This window comes from Kitasatospora sp. NPDC059648 (assembly GCF_042734825.1).
Taxonomy (GTDB): domain Bacteria; phylum Actinomycetota; class Actinomycetes; order Streptomycetales; family Streptomycetaceae; genus Kitasatospora.
Window position 1 is genome coordinate 3,165 of the sequence record NZ_JBHWDU010000073.1, and the last position, 22,143, is coordinate 25,307.

Here is a 22,143-nt window from a genome sequence, read left to right on the forward strand (position 1 = left end):
TGGCCCCGTCCACCCCCCCCCGGCCGGGGGCCCCCCCCCCCGGTGGGCGCTCCACCCCCCCGGCCCCCCGGGGGGGGGGGCGCCCCCCCCCCCCCCCCCCCCACGGCAGCCAGCTCTGGGGCGAGATATCAGACTTGGAGATCACCGAGGGGCGCGGCCGGGGGCGCGGAACCTTCGGCGCGCTGGCCGCGGAGGAAGTGCTGCGCAACTGGGGCTGCGCCCGGGTGGACGTGGTCGTCCCCGAGTCCGCCCGGGCCGCCCGTGGACTCGCCGCCACCCTCGGCTACACCGAGCGGATGCGGAACCTGGGCAAGAGCCTGACCACCGCCCCGCCCCTGCCCGGCGGCGTCACCGCCCGCCCGCTCGGCGCCCCGGAGTTCCCGTCCTGGCTCGACCGGGCGGCCCGGGAGTACGTCCGCTCGCTGGTGGACTCCGGCCTCACCGAGGACCAGGCCCGGGCCAAATCACGCCTGGACCACCGCAACGTCCTCCAGCAGGGCGCCGACACCCCGGGCGCCGCCCTGCGCCGCCTCTACCGGACGGACCGCGGCGACCGGGCGGCCGCCGAGCCGCTCGGCTCCCTCTGGGTGGAGCTCCACCTGCGCGACCTGCCGGACGGAACCCCGCTCGCCTGGGTCATGGTGGTCGAGGTGTCCCCGGCCCACCGGGGCCGGGGACACGGCCGCACCCTGATGCTGCTCGCCGAACAGGAGTGCCTGGCCGCCGGGGTGCGCGAACTCGGCCTGAACGTCTTCTCCGGCAACGAAGCCGCCCTGCGGCTCTACGCCTCGCTCGGCTACCGGGTCGTCAACCGCTGCTACGGCAAACAGCTGTGACGAGTTGACGGAACGTCAGTCGGACGGCGTCAGGAAGCGCGCGCCGCCTCGACGGCGGCGACGATCCGCTCGCGCAGCCCCTCCTGGCTCTTCCCGCCGTCCAGCCGCTCCCCGCCGATCACGTACGTCGGCGTGCCCGTGACCCCGATCGCCTTGCCCTCGGCCTGGTCGGCGTCCACGGTCAGCATGTGCCGGCCGTCGACCAGCGCGGTGTCGACCTCCTCGACGTCCGCCCCGACCTCCCGGGCCACCTCCAGCAGCACCTGCTGCCCCCGCGCGTCCAGGTCCTCGACCCGGGCCAGCAGCGCCTCCACGAACGGCCACCCCAGCCCCTGGTCGAACGCCTCCTCGGCCGCCTCCGCCGCGGCGTAGGCGTGCTTGTGCTTCTCCAGCGGGAAGTGCCGCAGCTCCACGGAGAGCGCGTCCCCGTACTGCGCGCGCAGCGCCCGTACGTCGTCCAGTGCGGTGCGGCAGTCCGGGCACTGGAGGTCGCACCAGAACTCAAGGCGGGGGAGGGAACCATCGATCATCCCCCCAGTGTTCCACTAGTGGGTGCCCGCTCCCGCCCGGTGGTGCGCCCGAGGGCGGCCCGACGGGAAGGCGCCGATGTCCAGGACGATCGGAAGCGAAGGGGCCCACTAGTGCTGACCGCCGCGATCAGTTTCCTCCTCACGGCCGGTGGAGTGGCCGTCGCGGGCCTTCGGGCCTGGCGGCGCCGGTTCCTCTCGGCCACCCGCTGGTTCGCGGTGGCACTGCTGCCCGCCGGCCTCTACCTGACCGGGCTGTTCCCGCTGGCGAGCACCATCGGCCGGGAGTTCGCCGACTGGGCGGCCAAGCTGGTCCTCGACCCGCGCGTGTGGGCCGGCATCGTGCTGCTCGGCGTCTCCGGCGTCCTGCTGGTCACCACCCGCTGGGTGGGCCGCCGAGGCGCCGTGGAGGCCCCGTCGGAGCGTCCGGCCGCCGCCGGCGCGGCCCCCGAGCGCCCCGCCGTGGCCCGGACGCCCAAGGCGCCCAAGGCGTCCGAGAAGCAACAGAAGGGCAAGCGGGACGACGGCCTCGGCGACTTCGCCGACATCGAGGAGATCCTCCGCAAGCGCGGCATCTGAGCCGCGGGCGCCCGTACGCACGGCCGGAGGGCGTCAGGTGGAGGCGACGGCCTCCGCCGACCGCTGCCGCGCCCGGTAGGCGGCGACGTGCAGCCGGTTTCCGCAGGTACGGCTGTCGCAATAGCGCCGGGAGCGGTTCCGGGAGAGGTCCACGAAGACCCGCGCGCAGTCCGGCGCCTCGCACCGGCGCAGCCGCTCCCGCTCGCCGGCCATCAGGATGAAGGTCAGCGCCATGCCCAGCTCGGCCGCGAGGTGGGGTCCGAGCGCCGCGTGCGGCGCGAAGTAGTGGATGTGCCAGTCGTGGTGGTCGTGGTTGACCAGCCGGGGCGTCGTCCCGGCGGCCGCGACGATCGCGTTGACCAGCTCGGCGGCCTCTTCGGTGGACTCCGTCCCGAACACGTCGCGCAGCCGGGTGCGCAGCTCCTGCACCTGACGCAGGTCGTCCTCGGTGAGCGAGTCGATCTCGCTGATCTCCTGGCGGCTCACGAAGGCGTCCAGCGCGGCGACGTCCGGCAGCCGCTCGTCGCCGCACACCTCGGGCGCGGTGTTGAGCAGATCGACGAGGATGCTCAGCGCGCACTCGGTGTCATGGGTGATCAGCACGTTGGGACTCCTCGCGCAGGGGGACTCCGGTACCCCGCGTCCACGGTTACCCCAGACCATACCGGCCCTTGCGGCGTAAGGGCGGCGCCTTTGTTCGAAGGCGTGTGCGTATCCCGGCAGAGTGTCCCAAAGCGGCTGCCGGACCCCGCCCCGGCCCCGCCGCACGGCCCCGGAAGAGGCGGAGGCACCCGGCAACGAGGCCGGCCACCCGTACGGATGGCCGGCTCCGGTGCCGGGTGCCTGCGGTGCTGTGCCCCGCTCCGGGGGGAGCGGGCCGTTCACCGGCCCCGAGACCGCGTCGTGCGCGGCTGAGTCCGCTGCCGTGCCCCCGAGTAGGACGGCTGCGATGACAGCAGGAAGTACGGCCCCGCCGACAGCGGGGCTGAACCGCCTACGGTCGGGGTCAGCTTTCGGCGAGGATGTGGGACAGCTCCCGGTCGAGGTCGAAGTGACGGTGTTCGGTGCCGGGGGGCACCGCGGCGTCCGTCCGCTTGAGGAACGACTCAAGCGCCCGGGCCGGGGCCTCCAGCAGGGCTTCTCCTTCCGGAGAGCTCAGTGCGATGCAGACCACCCCTTGCCCGTGGCTGCGCGACGGCCACACCCGGACGTCGCCGGTACCGGTGGGTCGGTGCAGCCCCTCCGCGAGGAGATCTCGGGCGAACACCCACTCCACCGTCTCGTCGGCGCCCGTGTGGAACGTGGCGTGCACGGCATAGGGGTCGGCGGTGTCGTAGCGCAGGCCCGCGGGGACGGGCAGTGAGGACTCGCTGGACACGATGAGGCGCAGGTGCAGCTCGCAGCTGACCGTGGTGTTCATAAGCGCCATGGCCTTTCGCTCAGTGTGCGCTCGGGGAATCGCACGTCGGCGAACGGACCATCCCACCTCCAAGACCGATGTAAACCCCTCTGTCCCGATTCGGACGCGAGTCGTACCCCTTACGGCGCATTGCGGAATCGCCATGGAGTACCCGCCCGGGGCATTACCGGCGGTTCTTCTCGGCCGGGGATTCCGAGCCGGTCGCCACCCGGCCCGTGCGGAGCGCCGAGGAGGCCGGGAACAGGGGAGCGGGTGGTGCGGCCGGGCCCGACGAGTCGTGCGCGTGGGCGGGCGGCGTGGGCGGCGGAGGCGGGCGGAGGTACGGGCCGGGGCCCTTGGTGCCGGGGTCGGCCCGGCCGGGTGGGGCCCGGGCGCCCGGGGTCGGGGGCGGTCGGTGGCCGGGGTGGTCGGAGCACCCCCCGGGATGCGGTAATGTTTTCCCTGCACCCGGGCGATTAGCTCAGCGGGAGAGCACTTCGTTCACACCGAAGGGGTCACTGGTTCGATCCCAGTATCGCCCACCGGAATGCATTGTGATATGTGAGGCCCAGTCGATTATCGGCTGGGCCTCACATGTATTTCCGGAATCCCATCCGAAGTGCCGGCCGCAAATCCGGCTGAGACTCAGTCACCTTCCGTGCGGAGCACGAGTTCTGTGGATCCGTCGGCCGTACCCCGGAAGAGCGAGTTGTACGACCGCCCCCGAATGGTGCTACAGTTCTTCTCGTTGCCCGGGCGATTAGCTCAGCGGGAGAGCACTTCGTTCACACCGAAGGGGTCACTGGTTCGATCCCAGTATCGCCCACCGGACAGCATGCAGGCCCTGACCAGGAAACCGGTCAGGGCCTGCGGCGTTCCCCGGGGCCTACGCCGCCGCCTCGCAACCGTGCTCCGGCTCCAGCCGGCGGCCGCACACGCACCGGGCCGGCCGCATCGGCCAGGACAGGTCCACCCGCTCCGGCGTCCCCGACCGGTCGAACCAGGCCTGCAGCCCGCGCGCCTGCGCCGCGTGCCAGACCGCTTGCCGCAGGTGCAGCTCGGCCGCCGACAGCCCGCCCAGCGCCGCCGGGTAGCGGGCGCCTATTCGCCGGATCAGCGACATGGCCGCCGTCGCGTCCGCTGCCGCGTCGTGCGCCCCGGTGAGGTCCACCCCGTAGTGGGCGCACAGGTCGGTCAGCGTCCGCCGGCCCCTGCGGTAGCGGTCCACGTGCTTGTCCAGCACCCGCGGATCCAGTACCACCAGCCCCGCCCCCTCCAGCCCGGCGTTCAGCGTCAGCCCGTGGTGGCGGCGCAACTCCCGGTCCAGCAGCGTCAGGTCGTACGGCGCGTTCATCACCACCACCGGACGGCCGGCCCGCGCCTGGGCCGCCAGCGCCCGGATGACCTCCGCCACCACCACCCGGGCCGGCCGGCCGTACGCCCGGACCTGCTCGTCGGTGATGCCGTGCACCGCCCGGGCGCCGTCCGGGATCGGCACGCCCGGATCGGCGAGCCAGGTGGTGGTCCGCGCCGGTGCGTCCGGGGCGAGCTGGACGACCAGGGCGGCCGAGACGATCCGATCGGTCTCGACGTCCACGCCGGTCGTCTCGGTGTCGAAGGAAGCGAGTGGGCCGGTGTACCAGTGCTGCTGCATGACTGCCCCTCAGGCGTGCGTTCCGCGCCCGGGTGATACCCGTTTCTGACGCCTGCTCAACCCGTTTGGCCCAGCCCCGGCCGGGGATCCTGCCCACGACAGTCCCGTTCGAATCCGGACGGGCCCGGAGCCGGGGGAGGCCACGGGGCGATGGCACTGACCCAGCCGCAGCCCGACGAGGCGGCGGTCGCACTCAGGGGGAACCTCGCGGTCACCGCGTGCATGGAGACCCTGCAGGTCGGCTACCTGCACGCGGTCGCCGCCGCGGCCGGCTGCTCGCTCTCCCAACCGTTCCCGGACAACGGCATCGACTGGCAGGTCAGCCACGGCTCCCGGGAGCACGAGGTGGACGACGAGGTCACCGTCAAGATCCAGCTCAAGGCGACCCAGCAGATCGCGCCCGACCCCGCCGGACCGTTCTTCAGCTTCACCCTGGACAACGACCACCTGCGCAAGCTCGCCCGCGCCCGGGTCGCCGTCCCGCGCATCCTGGTCGTGATGCTGCTGCCCCGCCGGGTCGACCACTGGCTCCGGGCCCGCCCGGACGCCCTCGAACTGCGGCACTGCTGCTACTGGGTCAACCTGGCCGGCCACGCCGTCACCGGGCAACGGCGCACCAACGTCCGGGTTCCCACCGACAAGGTCTTCGACGACCGCGCCCTCTGCGACATCATGGCCCGGGTCGGCGCGGGCGACAGCCCGTGACCACCGGGCCCCGGCGGCGAGGAGCCACGCCCATGACACTGCCGCACGGACCGGACGGCCGCGCCCCGGCCCTGCCCGACCCGGCCACCGTCGACCCAACGGTGCTGGCCACCCTGCTCGCCCGGCACGGCTGGACCCGCCGCGGCGGACCCGCCGCCCGGTACGGCCGCTGGACCCCGCCCGACGGCGAACCCGGCACCAGCCTCCTCGTCCCCACCTCGGACGGCTTCGACGACGCCGTCGAACTCCTCACCGACGCCGTCACCGCCCTCTCCCGCTCCCGCACCCCCTCCGCCCGCTCGATCCTGCTCGCCCTCGCCGTCCCCGGCGACGAGCTGAGCTGGCGCCGCGAACTGCCCGGCGCCGCCGACGCCACCCCCTGGGAGGACGCCGAACGGCTCCGGCGGGCGGCCCGCGCGATGCTCGCCGCCGGGGCCAAGGCCGGCCGCGCCACCGCCGCCTACCACGGAGCCCGGCTGGACGGCCTCGCCGGGGACTTCCTCGACCGGGTCCTGCTCGTCGAACAGGGCGTCGTCGACCAGGGCGCGGCGCTCACCGCCTACACCCCGGCCCCCGAGGGCCGGACCGCCGTCACCACACTCGTCCGCGCCCTGGAGGCGCTGCGCGACGCCGTCGACTACCGCCGGGTCAGCGGCGGGCCCGAGGCCTTCGAGAACGCCGTCCGCTCCGGAGTCAGCCGGGAACTCGTCCGGTCCGTCGAGGCCCTGGTGCGCGGCGCCGCCGCCGCCCGGCTCACCGTCGCCTGGTCGCCCGCCGCCGGAACCCCGGGCGGCTTCGGCGACCGCCGGATCGACCTCGACTTCTCCCCCGGCGACCTGCCCGCCCTCACCGAGGCCGCCGAGCTGCTGGAACGCCTGGAGCCCGCCGTCGACGTCACCGTCCTCGCCGTGGTGGTCCGGCTCAAGCGCGCCGACCCCTCCGGACCCGGCTCGGTACGGCTGCGGGTGCTCGACGGCGCCGAGGTCAGCGAACTCAAGCTCCGCCTGCCCGACGCCGACTACCGGCTCGCCGCCGAGGCCCACCTCTCCGGCCTCCCGGTCCGGGTCTCCGGACGCCTGGAGCGACGCGACGGATTCCGTCGGCTGACCCGGCCCCGCGGCCTGGAGCTGTGCGGATGGGGGGAGGACGAGCGCGAGCGGCTGCTCAAGGGGCTCCAGGAAAGGGGAGAGAGATCCTGAGTGCGCGGTGCGGGTGGCGCTCTCGGTACCATCGTCACGCGCAGCGCAGTGTTGCGTCCTCTGAATCCAGCACGTCAGGAGAGACCGGTGACGGACGTCCGGGTAATCATCAGCCGCGAACCCGATCGGGAAGAGCGCGTGGTGACCACGGGCACTACGGCCGCCGAGCTCTTCGCCGACGACCGCTCGATCGTCGCCGCCCGCGTCGGCGGCCAGCTCAAGGACCTCGCCTACGTCCTCCAGGACGGCGAGGAGGTCGAGCCGGTCGCGATCGACAGCAAGGACGGCCTCGACATCCTGCGCCACTCCACCGCGCACGTCATGGCCCAGGCCGTGCAGCAGCTCTACCCCGAGGCCAAGCTCGGCATCGGCCCGCCGGTCAAGGACGGCTTCTACTACGACTTCGACGTCGAGAAGCCGTTCCACCCCGATGACCTCAAGGCCATCGAGAAGAAGATGCAGGAGATCATCAAGCGCGGGCAGAAGTTCTCCCGCCGCGTGGTCACCGACGAGGCCGCCCGCGAGGAGCTGGCCGCCGAGCCGTACAAGCTGGAGCTGATCGGCCTCAAGGGCTCCGCCGCCACCGCGGGCGAGGGCGCCGACGTCGAGGTCGGCGCCGGCGAACTCACCATCTACGACAACCTGGACGCCAAGAGCGGCGAGCAGTGCTGGGGCGACCTCTGCCGCGGTCCGCACCTGCCCAGCACCCGCCACATCCCGGCGTTCAAGCTGATGCGCAACGCAGCCGCCTACTGGCGCGGCAGCGAGAAGAACCCGATGCTCCAGCGCATCTACGGCACCGCCTGGCCGACCAAGGAAGAGCTCAAGGCCCACCTGGACTTCCTCGTCGAGGCCGAGAAGCGCGACCACCGCAAGCTCGGCAACGAGCTCGACCTCTTCTCCATCCCCGAGGAGATCGGCTCCGGCCTCGCCGTCTTCCACCCCAGGGGCGGCATCATCCGCCGCGCGATGGAGGACTACTCGCGCAAGCGGCACGAGGAAGAGGGCTACGAGTTCGTCTACACCCCGCACGCCACCAAGGGGAAGCTCTTCGAGAAGAGCGGCCACCTGGACTGGTACGCGGACGGAATGTACCCGCCCATGCAGCTCGACGAGGGCGTGGACTACTACCTCAAGCCGATGAACTGCCCGATGCACAACCTGATCTTCGACGCGCGCGGCCGCTCGTACCGTGAACTGCCGCTGCGCCTCTTCGAGTTCGGGACGGTGTACCGGTACGAGAAGTCGGGCGTCGTGCACGGCCTGACCCGTGCCCGCGGCTTCACGCAGGACGACGCCCACATCTACTGCACCCGCGAGCAGATGGCGGCCGAGCTCGACTCGACGCTGACCTTCGTGCTCAACCTCCTCCGCGACTACGGTCTGACCGACTTCTACCTGGAGCTGTCGACCAAGGACCCGGAGAAGTTCGTCGGGACGGACGAGGCCTGGGAGGAGGCCACCCGCGTCCTGGCCTCGGTCGCCGAGAAGCAGGGGCTTCCGCTGGTGCCGGACCCGGGCGGCGCGGCCTTCTACGGCCCGAAGATCTCGGTGCAGGCCAAGGACGCCATCGGCCGCACCTGGCAGATGTCCACGATTCAGCTGGACTTCAACCTGCCGGAGCGTTTCGACCTGGAGTACACCGCGGCGGACGGTTCGCGTCAGCGGCCGGTCATGATCCACCGGGCGCTGTTCGGTTCGATCGAGCGGTTCTTCGCGGTGCTGCTGGAGCACTACGCCGGTGCCATGCCGCCGTGGCTGGCCCCGGTCACCGTGACCGGCATCCCGATCACCGACGAGCACGTGCCGTACCTGCTGGAGGTCGCGGCCGAGCTGAAGAGGCACGGGATCCGGGTCGAGGTGGACACCTCGGACGACCGGATGCAGAAGAAGATCAGGAACGCTCAGAAGAGCAAGACGCCGTTCATGCTCATCGCCGGCAACGACGATGTCGAGGCGGGGGCCGTGTCGTTCCGCTACCGCAACGGGGAGCAGAAGAACGGCGTGCCGGTGGCCGAGGCCGTCGCCGAGATCGTGGACGCGGTGAACAACCGCATCCAGGTGTGACGCCGTAGTCGGACGACCACGCGCGGGGCGGGCTAGTCTGCCCCGCGCGGCTTTGCAAGCACGGCCGGGCGAATATGCTGATCAGCATGACGACTGAGCCGGAACTGCAGCGGGGTGTCGGTGAGCCGGACGGCTTCCGCCGCCTGTGGACCCCCCATCGGATGGCGTACATCCAGGGTGAGAACAAGCCCACCGGCCCGGCTCCGGACGACGGCTGTCCGTTCTGCTCGATCCCGTCGCTGAGCGACGAGGACGGGCTGATCATCGCCCGGGGAAGCTCCGTCTTCGCGGTGCTGAACCTGTACCCGTATAACGGCGGGCACCTGATGGTGGTCCCGTACCGGCACGTGGCCGACTACACCGACCTCGACGAGGCGGAGACGGTCGAGCTGGCGGACTTCACCAAGCGGGCGATGACCGCGCTGCGCGCCGCCTCGGGGGCGCACGGGTTCAACATCGGGATGAACCAGGGCGCTGCGGCCGGGGCCGGGATCGCGGCCCACCTGCACCAGCACGTGGTCCCGCGCTGGGGCGGGGACACCAACTTCATGCCGGTGGTCGGCCACACCAAGGTGCTGCCGCAGCTGCTGGCGGACACCCGCAAGATGCTGGCCGAGGTCTGGCCGCAGGGCTGAGCCCGCGGAGCCCGAAGGGGCCCGCCACCGGAATCGTCGGTGGCGGGCCCCTCTTCGCGTGTCGTCCGGATCAGCCGGCGTCGAACTGGTCGACCTTGTACGGGCGGCTGCCCTGCGCCTCGGACTTGATGATCGAGGTGCGGTTCTTGAAGAAGCGGTCGGCGTCCAGGTCGTGCTCCCGGAGGAACTCCAGGGTGGCGGTGTGCACCGCGTTGAGCACCGGGACGGAGGCGTTGAGCGCGTTGTCGACCATGGAGCGGTTGTTCCAGGCGGTGGCGACCCAGGCGTGCCGCAGCCCGAAGGGTTCGGGCAGGCCGAGGCCGCCGCCGAGCCAACCGAGCAGGCCGGGCATCTTGTGGAAGGGGGCGCGGACGGCCTGGCGGACCACCTCGTCGTTGTCGATCAACGGGAGCTTGACGGTGCGCTCCTCCCAGAACTTCACCGTCTTGGCGATCGTCTTCTCCTTGTCCTTCGGCTTGTCGAAGAAGACGCCCTTGACCGGGCCGAGTGCGTAGCCGGCCACCGAGATGCTCAGCACGTTGGCGAGCAGGGTCACCGTGACGGTGAAGGTGATGACCAGCTTGCCGTCGTGGGTGATGAACTGGGTGGCCAGGTAGTGCCGGGGGCCGCCGGGGAAGGTCTGCTTGTCGGCGAGGCTCTGCACGGCGAAGTCGCGCATCCGTTCGCCGTCCATGTCGGCGCCGTCGGGGCGGCTGATCTCGTCCGCCCCCTCGCTGATGTCGAAGACCGCCCACTGCTTGATGGCGACGTTGGGGATGCCGCTGTTGGCGACGTGGCTGACGCCGAGGCCCTTGAGGTGGGCGGAGATCCGGCGGACCAGGTCCCAGGGGTGGAAGGCGCGGAAGTCGACGTGGCCCTCGGCGGGGTGGAGGGTGTCGGCGAGGCGCCACTCGCCCCAGCGGCGGCCCGCGCCGAGGATGCCCTTGGGGCCGGCGTAGTGGTGGACGTTGGTCTCCTGCTCGGCGTCCAGCCGGCCGAGCTTGTCGCGCAGCTCGTTGGCCTTCTTGTCGAGGTCGTCGCGGGGGACGGCCTTGGCGACGGTGGCGGCGACGGCGTTGCCCTCGACCAGGTCCTGCCAGCGGCCTCGGAGGTCCTTGGCGGAGCGCTCGACGATGCGGCGGGCGAGGTACCACCCGAGCACCGGGGCGAGCATGGTGATCCGCAGGTAGATGCCGAGGATGCCGTCCGCCGGCGGGCCAAGCAGCAGGAAGGCGGCGAGGACGGCGGCGGCGATGAGGGCGAGGGCGCCGTAGGTGTCGGCGCCGCGGGCGTTGTCCCGCTTGAGCCAGGCGCGCAGTTGGAAGGCGCCGAGCCAGATCAGGGTGCCGGGGAGGAACAGCAGGCCGGTGACGACGGAGACGGTGCTGAGCTGCCGGTCGCGGGCGTGGCGGAGTTCCTCGGCGGCCAGGCAGTGTTCGACGACCTGGCGGGTGTCGACGCCGAAGGACGGTACGAGGGGTTTGCGGTCGCCGCCGAGGGCGCGGGAGATCAGCGCCTTGCTGAAGGCCTCGCCGACGTTGGGGCGGAAGAGGGCGAAGCGGCCCTTCTTCTCCTTGGCGTCGGTGACGTCGGCGACGAACTTGCCGATCTCGCCGTCGCGGTAGGCGGCCGAGGAGAGCGCCTGGGTGACGGCGGTCTGCGGGCCGGCGTCGGTCCGGGGTATCTGCGCACCCGGGGTCATGTCGAGTGTGGTCACGGTGGCGTCCCCTCCTCCCCTTGTCAGCGGCAGGTTACCGTGCCGTGGCACCCCCGCGCGGATGATCGTCTGAAGTACCGTGACGAACCGTCACGTTCCGGCCGCGCTCCGCCCGAGGGGCATGATGCCCGCTTTCGCTCGGGTCGATACCCGCCCGGGCCCGTCGGGCAGGGGTGGAGGAGGATGGACGGTGGAATCGATGATGGGGGTTGCCGTGAAGGATCCGGTGCTGGTTTTCGACGGGGACTGCGCGTTCTGCTCGTCCTGCGTGCGCTGGGGGGAGAGGTACCTGCGGCAGACGCTGGCCTCGGGTGGCTGGGAGGCGGTGCCGTTCCAGTTCGCGGAGCTGGCGGAGCTGGACGCGCTGGCGGGCGGCCGGGGTGAGGTGTCGCCCGAGCGGGCCGAGCGCGAGGTGCTGTGGGTGACGCCGGCGGGCCGGGTGCACGGGGGCGCGCAGGCGGTGGCGCGGCTGCTGATGCGCTCCGGGGGCGCGTGGGCGTACCTGGGCGCGCTGTTGACGTTGGGGCCGGTGCGTCCGGTGGCGGGCGCGGTGTACCGCTGGGTGTCGCGCAACCGGCACCGGATGCCGGGGGGCACGGCGGCGTGCGCGCTCCCGAGGCGGGGGCCCGTTCAGCCGGTGTAGCGGTCGGCCAGGGCGGTGGGCATGGGTTCGTGGCGCAGGTAGGCGCGGGAGAACTCGGCGGTGCCGTGGGTGAGCGAGCGCAGGTCGACGGGGTAGCGGACGAGTTCGAGTTCCGGGACCTCGGCGCGCAGCAGGGTGAGTGCCTGGCCGCCGGTCTCGGTGCCGAGGACGCGGCCGCGGCGGGCGGAGAGGTCGCCGAGGACGGCGCCGAGGTACTCGTCGGGCAGCAGGATGCTGACGGCGGCGACGGGTTCGAGCAGGCGGATGACGGCGTGCTCGGCGGCGTCGCGCAGGGCGAGGGCGGCGGCGTTCTGGAAGGACGCGTCGGAGGAGTCGACGGAGTGGGCCTTGCCGTCGGTGAGGGTGACCCGGACGTCGACGAGCGGGTGGCCGGTGGCGACGCCCTTGGCGAGCTGGGCGCGCACGCCCTTCTCGACGGAGGGGATGAAGTGCTTGGGGACGGCGCCGCCGACGACGTGTTCCTGGAACTCGAAGCCGGAGCCGGCCGGTAGGGGCTCGACTTCGAGGTCGCAGATGGCGTACTGGCCGTGGCCGCCGGACTGCTTGACGAGGCGGCCGTGGCCGGCGGCGGCGGTGCCGAAGGTCTCGCGCAGGGCGACCTTGGGTTCGACGGTGTCGACGTGGACGCCGTGGCGGGTGCGCAGCCGGTCGAGGACGACCTCGGCGTGGGCCTCGCCGGTGCACCAGAGGACGAGCTGGTGGGTGTCGGGGTTCTGTTCGAGGCGTAGGGCCGGGTCCTCGGCGCCGAGCCGGGTGAGGGCTTGGGAGAGCTTGTCGTCGTCGGCCTTGCTGTGGGCTTCGACGGCGATCGGGAGCAGGGGTTCGGGGACGGTCCAGGCGTCGAGTTCGACGGGGTGGCCCGGTTCGTGGACGGTGTCGCCGGCCCGGGCGGTGGTGAGTTTGGCGGCGCAGACGAGGTCGCCGGCGACGGCGTGCGGGACGGGGCGCTGGAGTTTGCCGAAGGGGCTGGTGAGTCCGGTGACGCGTTCGTCGCCGTTCTGGTCGGCGGAGTGGGCGGGGCCGACGAGGTGGATCTTGGTGTCGGGGCGCAGGGTGCCGGCGTACAGGCGCAGCAGGCTGATCCGGCCGACGTAGGCGTCGCCGGTGACGCGGACGACCTGGGCGGCGAGCGGGGCGTCGGGGTCGCAGGCCGGGGCGGGGCGGGTGCGTTCGGTGGGATCGGGGAAGGTGTGGGCGATCAGGTCGAGCAGTTCGGCGGCGCCGAGGCCGTTCTCGCTGGTGGGGACGGCGGGGTGGAGGGCGCAGGAGAGGACTTCGCGGCGCATTCCGGCTTCGAGGGCGTCGGTGTCGAGGGGGTCGCCGGAGAGGTAGCGCTCCATGAGGGTGTCGTCCTGGCCGGAGATGGCTTCGACGAGGCTGTCGTGGGCGGGGCCGGTGTCGGGCAGGGGGGCGGCGTCGCCGTAGGTGTCGCCGGTGAGGAGATCGACGCTGCCGTCCGGGTGTCCGTCGTGGAGGACGGGCAGGAAGAGCGGGCGAAGGGTGTCCGGGCCGAGCTCGAAGGCGTCGTGGCAGGCGGTGAGGATGTCGTCGAAGCCGGTGCGGGCGAGGTCGAGTTTGGCGACGGCGACGGCGCGGGGAATTCCCTCGGCGGCGCACTCGCGCCAGAGGGCGCGGGTGGGGGCGGTGACCGGGTCGGTGGCGGAGACGACGAAGACGGCGGCGTCGGCGGCGTGCAGGGCGGCGCGCAGGTCGGCGGCGAAGTCGGGGTGGCCGGGCGGGTCGATCAGGTTGATCTTGACGCCCTTCCATTCGAGCGGGAGCAGCGAGAGCTGGACGGAGCGCTGCTGCTGGTGCTCGATGTCCTCGTGGTCGGAGACGGTGGTGCCGTCGGTGACGCGTCCGGCGCGGCCGGTGGCGCCGGCGGCGAGGGCGAGGGATTCGGCGAGCGTGGTCTTGCCCACACCGCTGGAGCCGATGAGGACGACGTTGCGCAGGTCCTGCGGGCCGGTGACGGCGGGTGCCTGGCCGGCTCGTGCGGTGCTGCGGTCGGGCATCGGGGTCTCCTCCCGTGGCGCCGAGACTGTCCTTCGCAGTCTAGGGTCGGGTGTCGTCCGGGCGCGTGTTGTGTGACCGTCCGTGTGCGGGGTGCCGTCCGGCGGTGCGTGCGACGGAGGGTGTCCCGGGCGTGGCTACGATGGGTGCGCCGGGCGGGCTCATTCGTCCGGCCGTCTGCCGCCGTGCGCTGCGCCAGGCGGGTACCTGGGAGATCGGAGCGGCTGGGAAGGCCATGCTCAACAAATACGCGCGTGCCTTCTTCACACGTGTTCTGACCCCGTTCGCCGCGTTCCTGATCCGCCTGGGCGTGAGCCCGGACGCCGTGACGCTGATCGGTACCGCCGGTTCGGTGGCCGGTGCGCTGGTGTTCTTCCCGCGCGGGGAGTTCTTCTGGGGCACCATCACGATCACGCTGTTCATCTTCTCGGACCTGGTGGACGGGAACATGGCCCGTCAGCTGGGCCGGAGCAGCAAGTGGGGGGCGTTCCTGGACTCCACGCTGGACCGGGTCGCGGATGCGGCGATCTTCGGTGGTCTGGCGATGTGGTACGCGGGCAAGGGTGACAACAACCTGCTGTGCGCGGTGGCGATCTTCTGTCTGGCCAGTGGTCTGGTGGTGTCGTACACGAAGGCACGGGCGGAGAGCCAGGGCCTGCCGTGCGACGTGTCGGGGCTGGTGGAGCGGGCCGAGCGGCTGGTGATCAGCCTGGTGGCGGCCGGGGTCGCGGGTCTGCACGAGTTCGGGGTGCCATACGTGGAGTGGCTGCTGCCGGTGGCGCTGTGGCTGGTGGCGGCGGGCAGCCTGGTGACGGTGTTCCAGCGGATGCTGACCGTGCGCCGGGAGGCGTTCGAGGCCGACCGAGCGGCGGCCGGGAGTTGACGGGGGGCGTCCTGCGGTGACGGACCGACTGGTGTACTGGGCGTACGCGCTGGGGTGGGCGGTGCTGAAGCACCTGCCGGAGCCGGTGGCGCGGTGGTTGTTCGACCGGCTGGCGGACTACGCCTGGCGCCGCCGGGGCCCGCGGGTGCGCCAGCTGGAGGCGAACCTGCGCCGGGTGCGTCCGGGGCTGCACGAGGCGGCGCTGCGGCGGTTGTCGCGGGCCGGGATGCGGTCGTACCTGCGGTACTGGATGGAGTCCTTCCGGCTGCCGGTGTGGAGCCGGGAGAGGGTTCTCCGGGACGTCCGGGTGGACGGCCTGGAGCACTTGGAGGGCGCGCTGGAGTCCGGGCGGGGCGTGGTCGTGGCGTTGCCGCACATGGGCAACTGGGACCTGGCGGGCACCTGGATAGCGCACCTGGGCCACCCGTTCACCACGGTCGCGGAGCGGCTGAAGCCGGAGCGGCTGTTCGACCGGTTCGTCGCGTTCCGGGAGGGTCAGGGCATGGAGGTCCTGGCGCTGACCGGGGGCGGGGTGAACGTGATCGGCACGCTGGCGCGGCGGCTGCGCGAGGGCAAGCTGGTCTGTCTGGTGGGGGACCGGGACCTCTCGGAGGCGGGCATCGAGGTGTCGTTCTTCGGCGAGCCGACCCGGATGCCGGCCGGCCCGGCGGCGCTGTGCCAGCGCACCGGAGCGGCGCTGCTGCCGGTGACTCTCTGGTACGACGGCCCGGTGCTGCGCGGGATCATCCACCCCGAGGTGCCGGTGCCCGACGAGGGCGACCGCAAGGCGCGGACGCTGGCGATGACCCAGGCGATGGCGGACGTGTGGCAGCGCGGGATCGGCGAACACCCGCAGGACTGGCACATGCTGCAGAAGTTCTGGCTGGCCGACCTGCCGGCCCGTGAGACGGTGGGGGCCGGGCCGACCGATGCGCGCCCCGAGCCGGCCGCGGACCGCGCCGCGGAGGCTTCCGGGGCCTAGTGAGTGTCCGCCGGCCCGGCGTGGTCCGCAGGACACTCCCCAGCCCGGCCCGTACGACTGCCCGAAGGAGCTTGAGGAACCCGTGAAGATCGGCATCGTCTGCCCGTACGACTGGGACGTCCCCGGCGGGGTGCAGTTCCACATCCGGGACCTCGCCGAGCACCTGATCGGTCTGGGCCACGCGGTCTCGGTGCTGGCGCCGGCCGAGGACGACGAGGCGCTGCCGCCGTACGTGGTCTCGGCGGGGCGGGCGGTGGCGGTGCCGTACAACGGGTCGGTGGCGCGGCTGAGCTTCGGCATCCTGTCGGCGGCGCGGGTGCGGCGGTGGCTGCGCGAGGGGCGCTTCGACATCCTCCACGTGCACGAGCCGGCCTCGCCGAGCCTGTCGATGCTGGCGGCCTGGTCGGCGACCGGGCCGATGGTGGGCACCTTCCACACCTCGAACCCGCGTTCGCGGGCGATGATCGCGGCCTCGCCGATCCTGCAGCCCGGGCTGGAGAAGATGCGGGCCCGGATAGCGGTGTCGGAGTACGCCCGGCGCACCCTGGTGGAGCACCTGGGCGGGGACGCGGTGGTGATCCCGAACGGGGTGGACGTCGGGTTCTTCGCGGGGGCCGAGCCGGACCAGCGCTGGACCGGGGGTGCGGCGGCGGGGGAGCCGGGCACGATCGGCTTCATCGGCCGGATCAACGAGCCGCGCAAGGGCCTGCCGACGCTGCTGGCGGCGCTGCCGAGGATCCTGGCCGAGCGGCCGGGGGTGCGGCTGCTGGTGGCGGGCAAGGGTGACGAGGAGGAGGCCGTGGCCGGCCTGCCGCCCGAGGTCCGCGCGCAGGTGGAGTTCCTGGGCATGGTCTCGGACCGGGACAAGGCCCGGCTGCTGCGCAGCGTGGACCTGTACGTGGCGCCGAACACCGGGGGCGAGAGCTTCGGGATCATCCTGGTGGAGGCGATGTCGGCGGGCGCGCCGGTGCTGGCGAGCGACCTGGACGCGTTCAAGCAGGTGCTGGACGGCGGGGACGCCGGGGAGCTGTTCCCGGTGGAGGACGCGGACGCGCTGGCCCGTACGGCGCTGCGGCTGCTGGGGGATCCGGCGCGGCTGCGGGAGCTGAGCAAGGCGGCTTCGCGGCACGTGCGGCGCTTCGACTGGTCGACGGTCGGCGCGGACATCCTGGCGGTGTACGAGACGGTGACGGCCGGGGCCGCGGCGGTGGTCGAGGAGGACGTGCGCAGCGGGCGGCGCGCGAGGGACTGAGCGCGGGCCGGTCCCGGGGACCGGGGCGGGCGTCAGCGGCGTTATGGTCGGGCCGACCGCACCACTGTGACCCATGGGGGAAACGATGCCGCAGATCTCCGTCGACTACTCGTCCAGCCTGGCCGGGACCTTCGACCGCCGGGCGCTGGGCCTGGCGATCAACCGGCTGGCCGAGGAGACCATCGACGCGAAGCCGGAGTCCTGCAAGACGCTGTTCCGGCAGAGCGAGGAGCTGGTGGTCGGCAGCACCGGGCCGGAGGGCGACGCCCAGGTGTACGTCGAGTTCCAGATCTTCCCGGGCCGTACGCCGGAGGCGAAGGCGGCGCTGAGCGAGGGCGTCGTCGCCCTGCTGGCCGAGCACGTCGCCCCGCTGCCGGGGGGCCGGCTGTTCACGGCGGTGAACATCGAGGACATCGACCGGGAGAGCTACCGCCACGCCACGGCCTGAGCCCCCCGGGGCTGACGCCGGGCGGAGGCGCCGGTGACACCCGGTAACGTAGCGGCCCGTGACTACCTGGATCTGGGCCGGCGTGGCCGTGGTGCTGTTCGGGATGTACCTCAGTTGGACGGCCGGGCGACTGGACCGGCTGCACGCCCGGATCGACGCGGCGCGCGCGGCGCTGGACGCGCAGTTGGTCCGCCGGGCCTCGGTGGCGATGGAGCTGGCGACCTCCTCGCTGCTGGACCCGGCGGCCTCGCTGCTGCTGCTGGACGCGGCGCACGCGGCCCGGCAGGCCGAGGACGAGCAGCGCGAGGTGGCGGAGAGCCAGCTGAGCCTGGCGCTGCGGGCGGTGCTGGAGGAGCCGGAGCAGGTGGCGGCGCTGGTGGCCGAGCCGGGTGGCGAGGACGCGGTCCGTGATCTGACGGCCGCGGTGCGCCGGGTGCCGATGGCCCGCCGGTTCCACAACGACGCGGTGCGGGCGGCGCGGGCGGTGCGGGAGCACCGGCTGGTGCGGTACTTCCGGCTGGCGGGCAAGGCGCCTTTCCCGATGGCCTTCGAGATGGACGACGCTCCACCGCCCGCCCTCACGCCGGAGGGGGCGCCAGCCTAGGCTGTCTCCGGATACGGCCCGTTTGTCGCATCCCGTCGTCCGGGCTGGACTTGGTGGCACATCATTGGGCCACCCGTTCCGCCTACCATAGGGCGATAGCACTGGTTCATCTTCGAGTGAGGTCTCACGTGTCCACCACCCCCACCACCGCAGACCAGCCGCAGATCGGTACCGCCCGGGTCAAGCGCGGCATGGCCGAGCAGCTCAAGGGCGGTGTGATCATGGACGTGGTCAACGCCGAGCAGGCGAAGATCGCCGAGGACGCCGGCGCGGTGGCCGTCATGGCCCTGGAGCGGGTTCCGGCCGACATCCGCAAGGACGGCGGCGTGGCTCGCATGTCCGACCCGAACATGATCGAGGAGATCATCGAGGCGGTCTCCATCCCGGTGATGGCCAAGTCGCGCATCGGTCACTTCGTCGAGGCCCAGGTCCTGCAGTCGCTCGGTGTCGACTACATCGACGAGTCCGAGGTGCTGACCCCGGCCGACGAGGTCAACCACTCGGACAAGTGGGCCTTCACCACCCCCTTCGTCTGCGGTGCCACCAACCTGGGCGAGGCCCTGCGCCGCATCGCCGAGGGCGCGGCCATGATCCGCTCGAAGGGCGAGGCCGGCACCGGCAACGTCGTCGAGGCCGTCCGCCACCTGCGCCAGATCAAGAACGAGATCGGCCACCTGCGCGCGCTGGACCACAACGAGCTGTACGCCGCCGCCAAGGAGCTGCGCGCCCCGTACGAGCTGGTCAAGGAGGTCGCCGAGCTCGGCAAGCTGCCGGTCGTGCTGTTCTCCGCCGGTGGCGTGGCCACCCCGGCCGACGCCGCGCTGATGCGCCAGCTGGGCGCCGAGGGCGTCTTCGTCGGCTCCGGCATCTTCAAGTCGGGCGACCCGGCCAAGCGTGCCGCCGCCATCGTGAAGGCCACCACCTTCTTCGACGACCCGAAGATCATCGCGGACGCCTCCCGCAACCTGGGCGAGGCCATGGTCGGCATCAACTGCGACACCCTGCCGGAGACCGAGCGCTACGCCAACCGCGGCTGGTAATCGCTCCCCCTCCTCGCCGGCCCGCCGCAGCGCTTCGGTGTGCGGCGGGCCGCGCCGCGTACGCCCGTAGTAACGATCGATTGAGGTTGAAGACCGTGAGCACTCCCGTCATCGGCGTCCTCGCCCTGCAGGGCGACGTCCGTGAGCACCTGGTGGCGCTGGCCGAGGCCGACGCGCTCGCCCGTCCGGTGCGCCGCGCCGAGGAGCTGGCGGAGGTCGACGCGCTGGTGATCCCCGGCGGGGAGTCCACCACCATGTCCAAGCTGGCGCTGCTGTTCGGCGTGATGGACCCGGTCCGCGAGCGGGTCGCCGCCGGGATGCCGGTGTACGGCACCTGCGCGGGCATGATCATGCTGGCCGACAAGATCCTCGACGGCCGGGAGGACCAGGAGACCGTCGGCGGCATCGACATGACCGTGCGCCGCAACGCCTTCGGGCGCCAGAACGAGTCCTTCGAGTCCGGGATCGCCTTCAAGGGCCTGGACGACGCGCCGGTGCACGGCGTCTTCATCCGCGCCCCCTGGGTCGAGTCGGTCGGCGCGGGTGTCGAGGTGCTGGCCGAACTGCCCGGCGCCGACGGGCCGGAGAGCCGGATCGTGGCCGTGCGTCAGGGCAACCTGCTGGCCACCTCGTTCCACCCGGAGCTCACCGGCGACCACCGGGTGCACGCCTACTTCGTGAAGATGGTCGAGGAGCACCTCGCCGCCGAGTAGGGCCCTCGTGGCCGTGTGTGCCCCACCGGTGACGACACCGGTAAGATCTCATCTGTTTCATTTCCCTTTGGCGACGTAAAGGAGCTGGCGATGTCCGGCCACTCTAAGTGGGCTACCACCAAGCACAAGAAGGCCGTGATCGACGCCAAGCGCGGCAAGCTCTTCGCCAAGATGATCAAGAACATCGAGGTGGCGGCGCGCACCGGCGGTCCCGACCCGGCGGGCAACCCGACCCTCTACGACGCCATCCAGAAGGCGAAGAAGAGCTCGGTCCCGATCGACAACATCAACCGCGCCGTCAAGCGCGGTGGCGGTCTGGAGGCCGGCGGCGCCGACTACCAGACCATCATGTACGAGGGCTACGGCCCGAACGGCGTCGCCGTCCTGATCGAGTGCCTCACCGACAACCGCAACCGCGCGGCCTCCGACGTGCGCGTCGCGATGACCCGCAACGGCGGCTCGATGGCCGACCCGGGCTCGGTGTCCTACCTGTTCACCCGCAAGGGCGTCGTGATCGTCCCCAAGGCGGACGGCGTGGACGAGGACAAGCTGTTCGAGATCGTCCTCGACCAGGACCCCGAGGAGATCAACGACCTCGGCGACTCCTTCGAGATCGTCTCCGAGGCCTCCAAGATGGTCGACGTGCGCACCGCGCTGGTCGACGCCGGCGTCGACTACGACTCGGCCGAGGCCAACTTCCTCCCGAGCATGCAGGTCGAGCTGGACGTCGACGGCGCCCGCAAGATCCTCAAGCTGATCGACGCGCTGGAGGACAGCGACGACGTGCAGAACGTCTTCGCGAACTTCGACATCCCCGACGAGGTCGGTGCGCAGCTCGACGCCGAGTAGCCACGGCATCGGTCGATCGACGGCGAGTGACCGTTCTCACTGCCCGGCCCGGTGGTCCCAGGACCGCCGGGCCGGTGTCGTCCGCGGGGTTGTCGTACCCGGGCGATAGCCTTCGCAGGTCGTTCGCCTTGGGGCGAGAGTCGCAGAGAGGCGGGGCGTGACGTGCGGGTGCTGGGCGTGGACCCGGGGCTGACCAGGTGCGGGGTCGGGGTGGTCGAGGGGGCGCCCGGGCGGCCGCTGCGGATGGCCGGGGTGGGCGTGGTGCGCACGCCGGCCGAGGCCGAGATCGGGCAGCGGTTGCTGCTGGTCGAACAGGGCCTGGAGAGCTGGCTGGACGAGCACCGGCCCGACCTGGTGGCGGTCGAGCGGGTCTTCGCCCAGCACAACGTGCGGACGGTGATGGGCACGGCCCAGGCGAGCGCGGTCGCGATGCTCTGCGCCACCCGGCGCGGCATCCCCGTCACCCTGCACACCCCCAGCGAGGTCAAGGCTGCCGTCACCGGCTCCGGGCGGGCGGACAAGGCCCAGGTCACGGCCATGGTGCAGCGCCTGCTGCGGCTGGGCGCCCCGCCCAAGCCCGCCGACGCCGCCGACGCGCTGGCGCTGGCGATCTGCCACATCTGGCGCGGCGGGGCCACCAACCGGCTGCAGGCCGCCGTCCAGGCCGCCCGCACCTCCCCCCTGGAAACCAGTTCCCCGAAAGGCACCGCTCCTGTGAAAGGCACTGTCCGGTGATCGCCTTCGTGCAAGGGCCCGTGGCGGCCATCGCCTCCGGAGTCGCGGTGGTCGAGGTGGGCGGGGTCGGCATGGCCGTCCAGTGCACCCCGAACACCCTGGCCGGCCTGCGTCTGGGGGAGCCGGCCCGGCTGGCGACCTCGCTGGTGGTCCGGGAGGACTCGCTGACCCTGTTCGGCTTCGCCGACGACGACGAGCGGGTGGTGTTCGAGATCCTCCAGGCCGCGCCGGGCGTCGGCCCCAAGCTGGCCCAGGCGATCCTCGGCGTGCACGGCCCCGACGCGCTGCGCGCCGCGGTGGCGAACGGGGACGAGAAGGCGCTGGTCGCGGTGCCGGGCATCGGCAAGGCGAAGGCGGCCAAGCTGCTGCTGGAGTACAAGGACAAGCTGGGCGCGCCGCACGGCGCGGTGCCCGCGCAGAAACCGGTCGCGAGCGGCCCGGCGCCGTGGAGCGAGCAGCTGCACTCCGCGCTGACCGGCCTCGGCTACGCCCCGCGCGAGGCGGACGAGGCGGTCGCGGCCGTCACCCCGGAGGCGGAGGCGCAGCAGACGCCGGACGTCGGCGGGCTGCTCAGGCTCGCCCTGCGCGGCCTGAACCGCGCCCGCTGAACCCATCTGACGATCTGTCCGTTTGTCGACACCG

23 protein-coding genes and 2 tRNA genes are annotated in these 22,143 nt (G+C 72.3%); 19 read left to right on the forward strand and 6 right to left on the reverse strand.

What is annotated here, in order from left to right; genetic code table 11:
• Positions 1 to 134: 134 nt before the first annotated feature.
• Entirely contained in the window at positions 135 to 836 is a 702-nt protein-coding gene (locus ACFV1W_RS30915; RefSeq protein ID WP_380420564.1) for a GNAT family N-acetyltransferase, read from the forward strand.
• A gap of 29 nt (positions 837 to 865) precedes the next feature.
• Here the strand turns inward: ACFV1W_RS30915 and ACFV1W_RS30920 are convergent, their stop codons facing one another.
• Positions 866 to 1,366: a DsbA family protein gene (locus ACFV1W_RS30920; RefSeq protein WP_380420565.1), complete on the reverse strand. Its 501-nt coding sequence runs from the start codon at positions 1,364 to 1,366 to the stop codon at positions 866 to 868.
• Between the two features lie 111 nt (positions 1,367 to 1,477).
• Between ACFV1W_RS30920 and ACFV1W_RS30925 the strand changes: the two genes are divergently transcribed.
• A complete protein-coding gene (locus ACFV1W_RS30925) occupies positions 1,478 to 1,942 on the forward strand; it encodes a hypothetical protein (RefSeq protein WP_380420566.1) in 465 nt (154 codons plus the stop codon).
• 33 nt (positions 1,943 to 1,975) lie between these two features.
• Here ACFV1W_RS30925 and ACFV1W_RS30930 read toward each other — a convergent pair whose 3' ends face one another.
• Together ACFV1W_RS30930 and ACFV1W_RS30935 are read right to left on the reverse strand one after the other, a co-directional pair.
• Positions 1,976 to 2,545 (reverse strand): CGNR zinc finger domain-containing protein, encoded by a 570-nt coding sequence (locus tag ACFV1W_RS30930; RefSeq protein ID WP_380420567.1) that lies wholly within the window; start codon positions 2,543 to 2,545, stop codon positions 1,976 to 1,978.
• Between the two features lie 403 nt (positions 2,546 to 2,948).
• A complete protein-coding gene (locus ACFV1W_RS30935) occupies positions 2,949 to 3,362 on the reverse strand; it encodes an SsgA family sporulation/cell division regulator (RefSeq protein WP_030056266.1) in 414 nt (137 codons plus the stop codon).
• A 449-nt stretch (positions 3,363 to 3,811) separates the two neighbouring features.
• On the opposite strand from ACFV1W_RS30935, the gene ACFV1W_RS30940 reads away from it, so the two are divergent.
• Both ACFV1W_RS30940 and ACFV1W_RS30945 read left to right on the forward strand, forming a co-directional pair.
• Positions 3,812 to 3,883 (forward strand) — tRNA-Val (locus tag ACFV1W_RS30940).
• A 212-nt stretch (positions 3,884 to 4,095) separates the two neighbouring features.
• A tRNA-Val gene (locus ACFV1W_RS30945) sits at positions 4,096 to 4,167 on the forward strand.
• Between the two features lie 60 nt (positions 4,168 to 4,227).
• On the opposite strand, the gene ACFV1W_RS30950 is transcribed toward ACFV1W_RS30945, so the two are convergent.
• Complete coding sequence (locus ACFV1W_RS30950) at positions 4,228 to 4,995, reverse strand: exonuclease domain-containing protein (RefSeq protein WP_380420568.1); 768 nt, start codon at positions 4,993 to 4,995, stop codon at positions 4,228 to 4,230.
• A 150-nt stretch (positions 4,996 to 5,145) separates the two neighbouring features.
• Between ACFV1W_RS30950 and ACFV1W_RS30955 the strand changes: the two genes are divergently transcribed.
• The 4 genes from ACFV1W_RS30955 to ACFV1W_RS30970 all read left to right on the forward strand — a co-directional run bounded on the left by ACFV1W_RS30955 (position 5,146) and on the right by ACFV1W_RS30970 (position 9,601).
• Positions 5,146 to 5,700, forward strand: coding sequence for a DUF4365 domain-containing protein (locus ACFV1W_RS30955; RefSeq protein WP_380420569.1), 555 nt, complete (start codon positions 5,146 to 5,148; stop codon positions 5,698 to 5,700).
• 32 nt (positions 5,701 to 5,732) lie between these two features.
• A complete protein-coding gene (locus ACFV1W_RS30960; RefSeq protein WP_380420570.1) occupies positions 5,733 to 6,899 on the forward strand; it encodes a hypothetical protein in 1,167 nt (388 codons plus the stop codon).
• 87 nt (positions 6,900 to 6,986) lie between these two features.
• Positions 6,987 to 8,966 (forward strand): threonine--tRNA ligase, encoded by a 1,980-nt coding sequence (thrS, locus tag ACFV1W_RS30965; protein WP_380420571.1) that lies wholly within the window; start codon positions 6,987 to 6,989, stop codon positions 8,964 to 8,966.
• A gap of 74 nt (positions 8,967 to 9,040) precedes the next feature.
• Complete coding sequence (locus tag ACFV1W_RS30970; protein WP_380420572.1) at positions 9,041 to 9,601, forward strand: HIT family protein; 561 nt, start codon at positions 9,041 to 9,043, stop codon at positions 9,599 to 9,601.
• A 70-nt stretch (positions 9,602 to 9,671) separates the two neighbouring features.
• Here ACFV1W_RS30970 and ACFV1W_RS30975 read toward each other — a convergent pair whose 3' ends face one another.
• Complete coding sequence (locus ACFV1W_RS30975) at positions 9,672 to 11,318, reverse strand: hypothetical protein (RefSeq protein WP_380420573.1); 1,647 nt, start codon at positions 11,316 to 11,318, stop codon at positions 9,672 to 9,674.
• Positions 11,319 to 11,517: 199 nt separating this feature from the next.
• Between ACFV1W_RS30975 and ACFV1W_RS30980 the strand changes: the two genes are divergently transcribed.
• Positions 11,518 to 11,961: a thiol-disulfide oxidoreductase DCC family protein gene (locus tag ACFV1W_RS30980; RefSeq protein WP_380420595.1), complete on the forward strand. Its 444-nt coding sequence runs from the start codon at positions 11,518 to 11,520 to the stop codon at positions 11,959 to 11,961.
• Here the strand turns inward: ACFV1W_RS30980 and ACFV1W_RS30985 are convergent.
• Complete coding sequence (locus ACFV1W_RS30985) at positions 11,949 to 13,997, reverse strand: elongation factor G-like protein EF-G2 (RefSeq protein WP_380420574.1); 2,049 nt, start codon at positions 13,995 to 13,997, stop codon at positions 11,949 to 11,951. The two genes, ACFV1W_RS30980 and ACFV1W_RS30985, sit on opposite strands and share 13 nt — an antisense overlap.
• Before the next feature lie 233 nt (positions 13,998 to 14,230).
• On the opposite strand from ACFV1W_RS30985, the gene pgsA reads away from it, so the two are divergent.
• The 10 genes from pgsA to ruvA all read left to right on the forward strand — a co-directional run bounded on the left by pgsA (position 14,231) and on the right by ruvA (position 22,109).
• A complete protein-coding gene (pgsA, locus tag ACFV1W_RS30990; protein WP_030286338.1) occupies positions 14,231 to 14,878 on the forward strand; it encodes a phosphatidylinositol phosphate synthase in 648 nt (215 codons plus the stop codon).
• 16 nt (positions 14,879 to 14,894) lie between these two features.
• Positions 14,895 to 15,860: a phosphatidylinositol mannoside acyltransferase gene (locus tag ACFV1W_RS30995; protein WP_380420575.1), complete on the forward strand. Its 966-nt coding sequence runs from the start codon at positions 14,895 to 14,897 to the stop codon at positions 15,858 to 15,860.
• A gap of 82 nt (positions 15,861 to 15,942) precedes the next feature.
• The gene (locus ACFV1W_RS31000) at positions 15,943 to 17,112 is read left to right on the forward strand and encodes a glycosyltransferase family 4 protein (RefSeq protein ID WP_380420576.1); all 1,170 of its coding nucleotides are present in this window, start codon (positions 15,943 to 15,945) and stop codon (positions 17,110 to 17,112) included.
• 85 nt (positions 17,113 to 17,197) lie between these two features.
• Positions 17,198 to 17,560, forward strand: a complete 363-nt coding sequence (locus ACFV1W_RS31005) for a 5-carboxymethyl-2-hydroxymuconate Delta-isomerase (RefSeq protein WP_380420577.1) — start codon at positions 17,198 to 17,200, stop codon at positions 17,558 to 17,560.
• Positions 17,561 to 17,618: 58 nt separating this feature from the next.
• Complete coding sequence (locus ACFV1W_RS31010; protein WP_360208869.1) at positions 17,619 to 18,164, forward strand: hypothetical protein; 546 nt, start codon at positions 17,619 to 17,621, stop codon at positions 18,162 to 18,164.
• A 128-nt stretch (positions 18,165 to 18,292) separates the two neighbouring features.
• Positions 18,293 to 19,204, forward strand: a complete 912-nt coding sequence (gene pdxS, locus ACFV1W_RS31015) for a pyridoxal 5'-phosphate synthase lyase subunit PdxS (protein WP_030286348.1) — start codon at positions 18,293 to 18,295, stop codon at positions 19,202 to 19,204.
• 95 nt (positions 19,205 to 19,299) lie between these two features.
• Complete coding sequence (gene pdxT / locus ACFV1W_RS31020; protein WP_380420578.1) at positions 19,300 to 19,917, forward strand: pyridoxal 5'-phosphate synthase glutaminase subunit PdxT; 618 nt, start codon at positions 19,300 to 19,302, stop codon at positions 19,915 to 19,917.
• Between the two features lie 90 nt (positions 19,918 to 20,007).
• Positions 20,008 to 20,766, forward strand: a complete 759-nt coding sequence (locus ACFV1W_RS31025) for a YebC/PmpR family DNA-binding transcriptional regulator (protein ID WP_030286352.1) — start codon at positions 20,008 to 20,010, stop codon at positions 20,764 to 20,766.
• Between the two features lie 162 nt (positions 20,767 to 20,928).
• Positions 20,929 to 21,501 carry a crossover junction endodeoxyribonuclease RuvC gene (gene ruvC / locus ACFV1W_RS31030; protein WP_380420579.1) on the forward strand — a complete coding sequence of 191 codons (573 nt, stop codon included), beginning with the start codon at positions 20,929 to 20,931 and terminating at the stop codon, positions 21,499 to 21,501.
• On the forward strand, positions 21,498 to 22,109 hold the full coding sequence (gene ruvA / locus ACFV1W_RS31035) for a Holliday junction branch migration protein RuvA (RefSeq protein WP_380420580.1): 612 nt from the start codon (positions 21,498 to 21,500) through the stop codon (positions 22,107 to 22,109). Before ruvC ends, ruvA begins: the two co-directional genes overlap by 4 nt.
• Positions 22,110 to 22,143 lie beyond the last annotated feature (34 nt).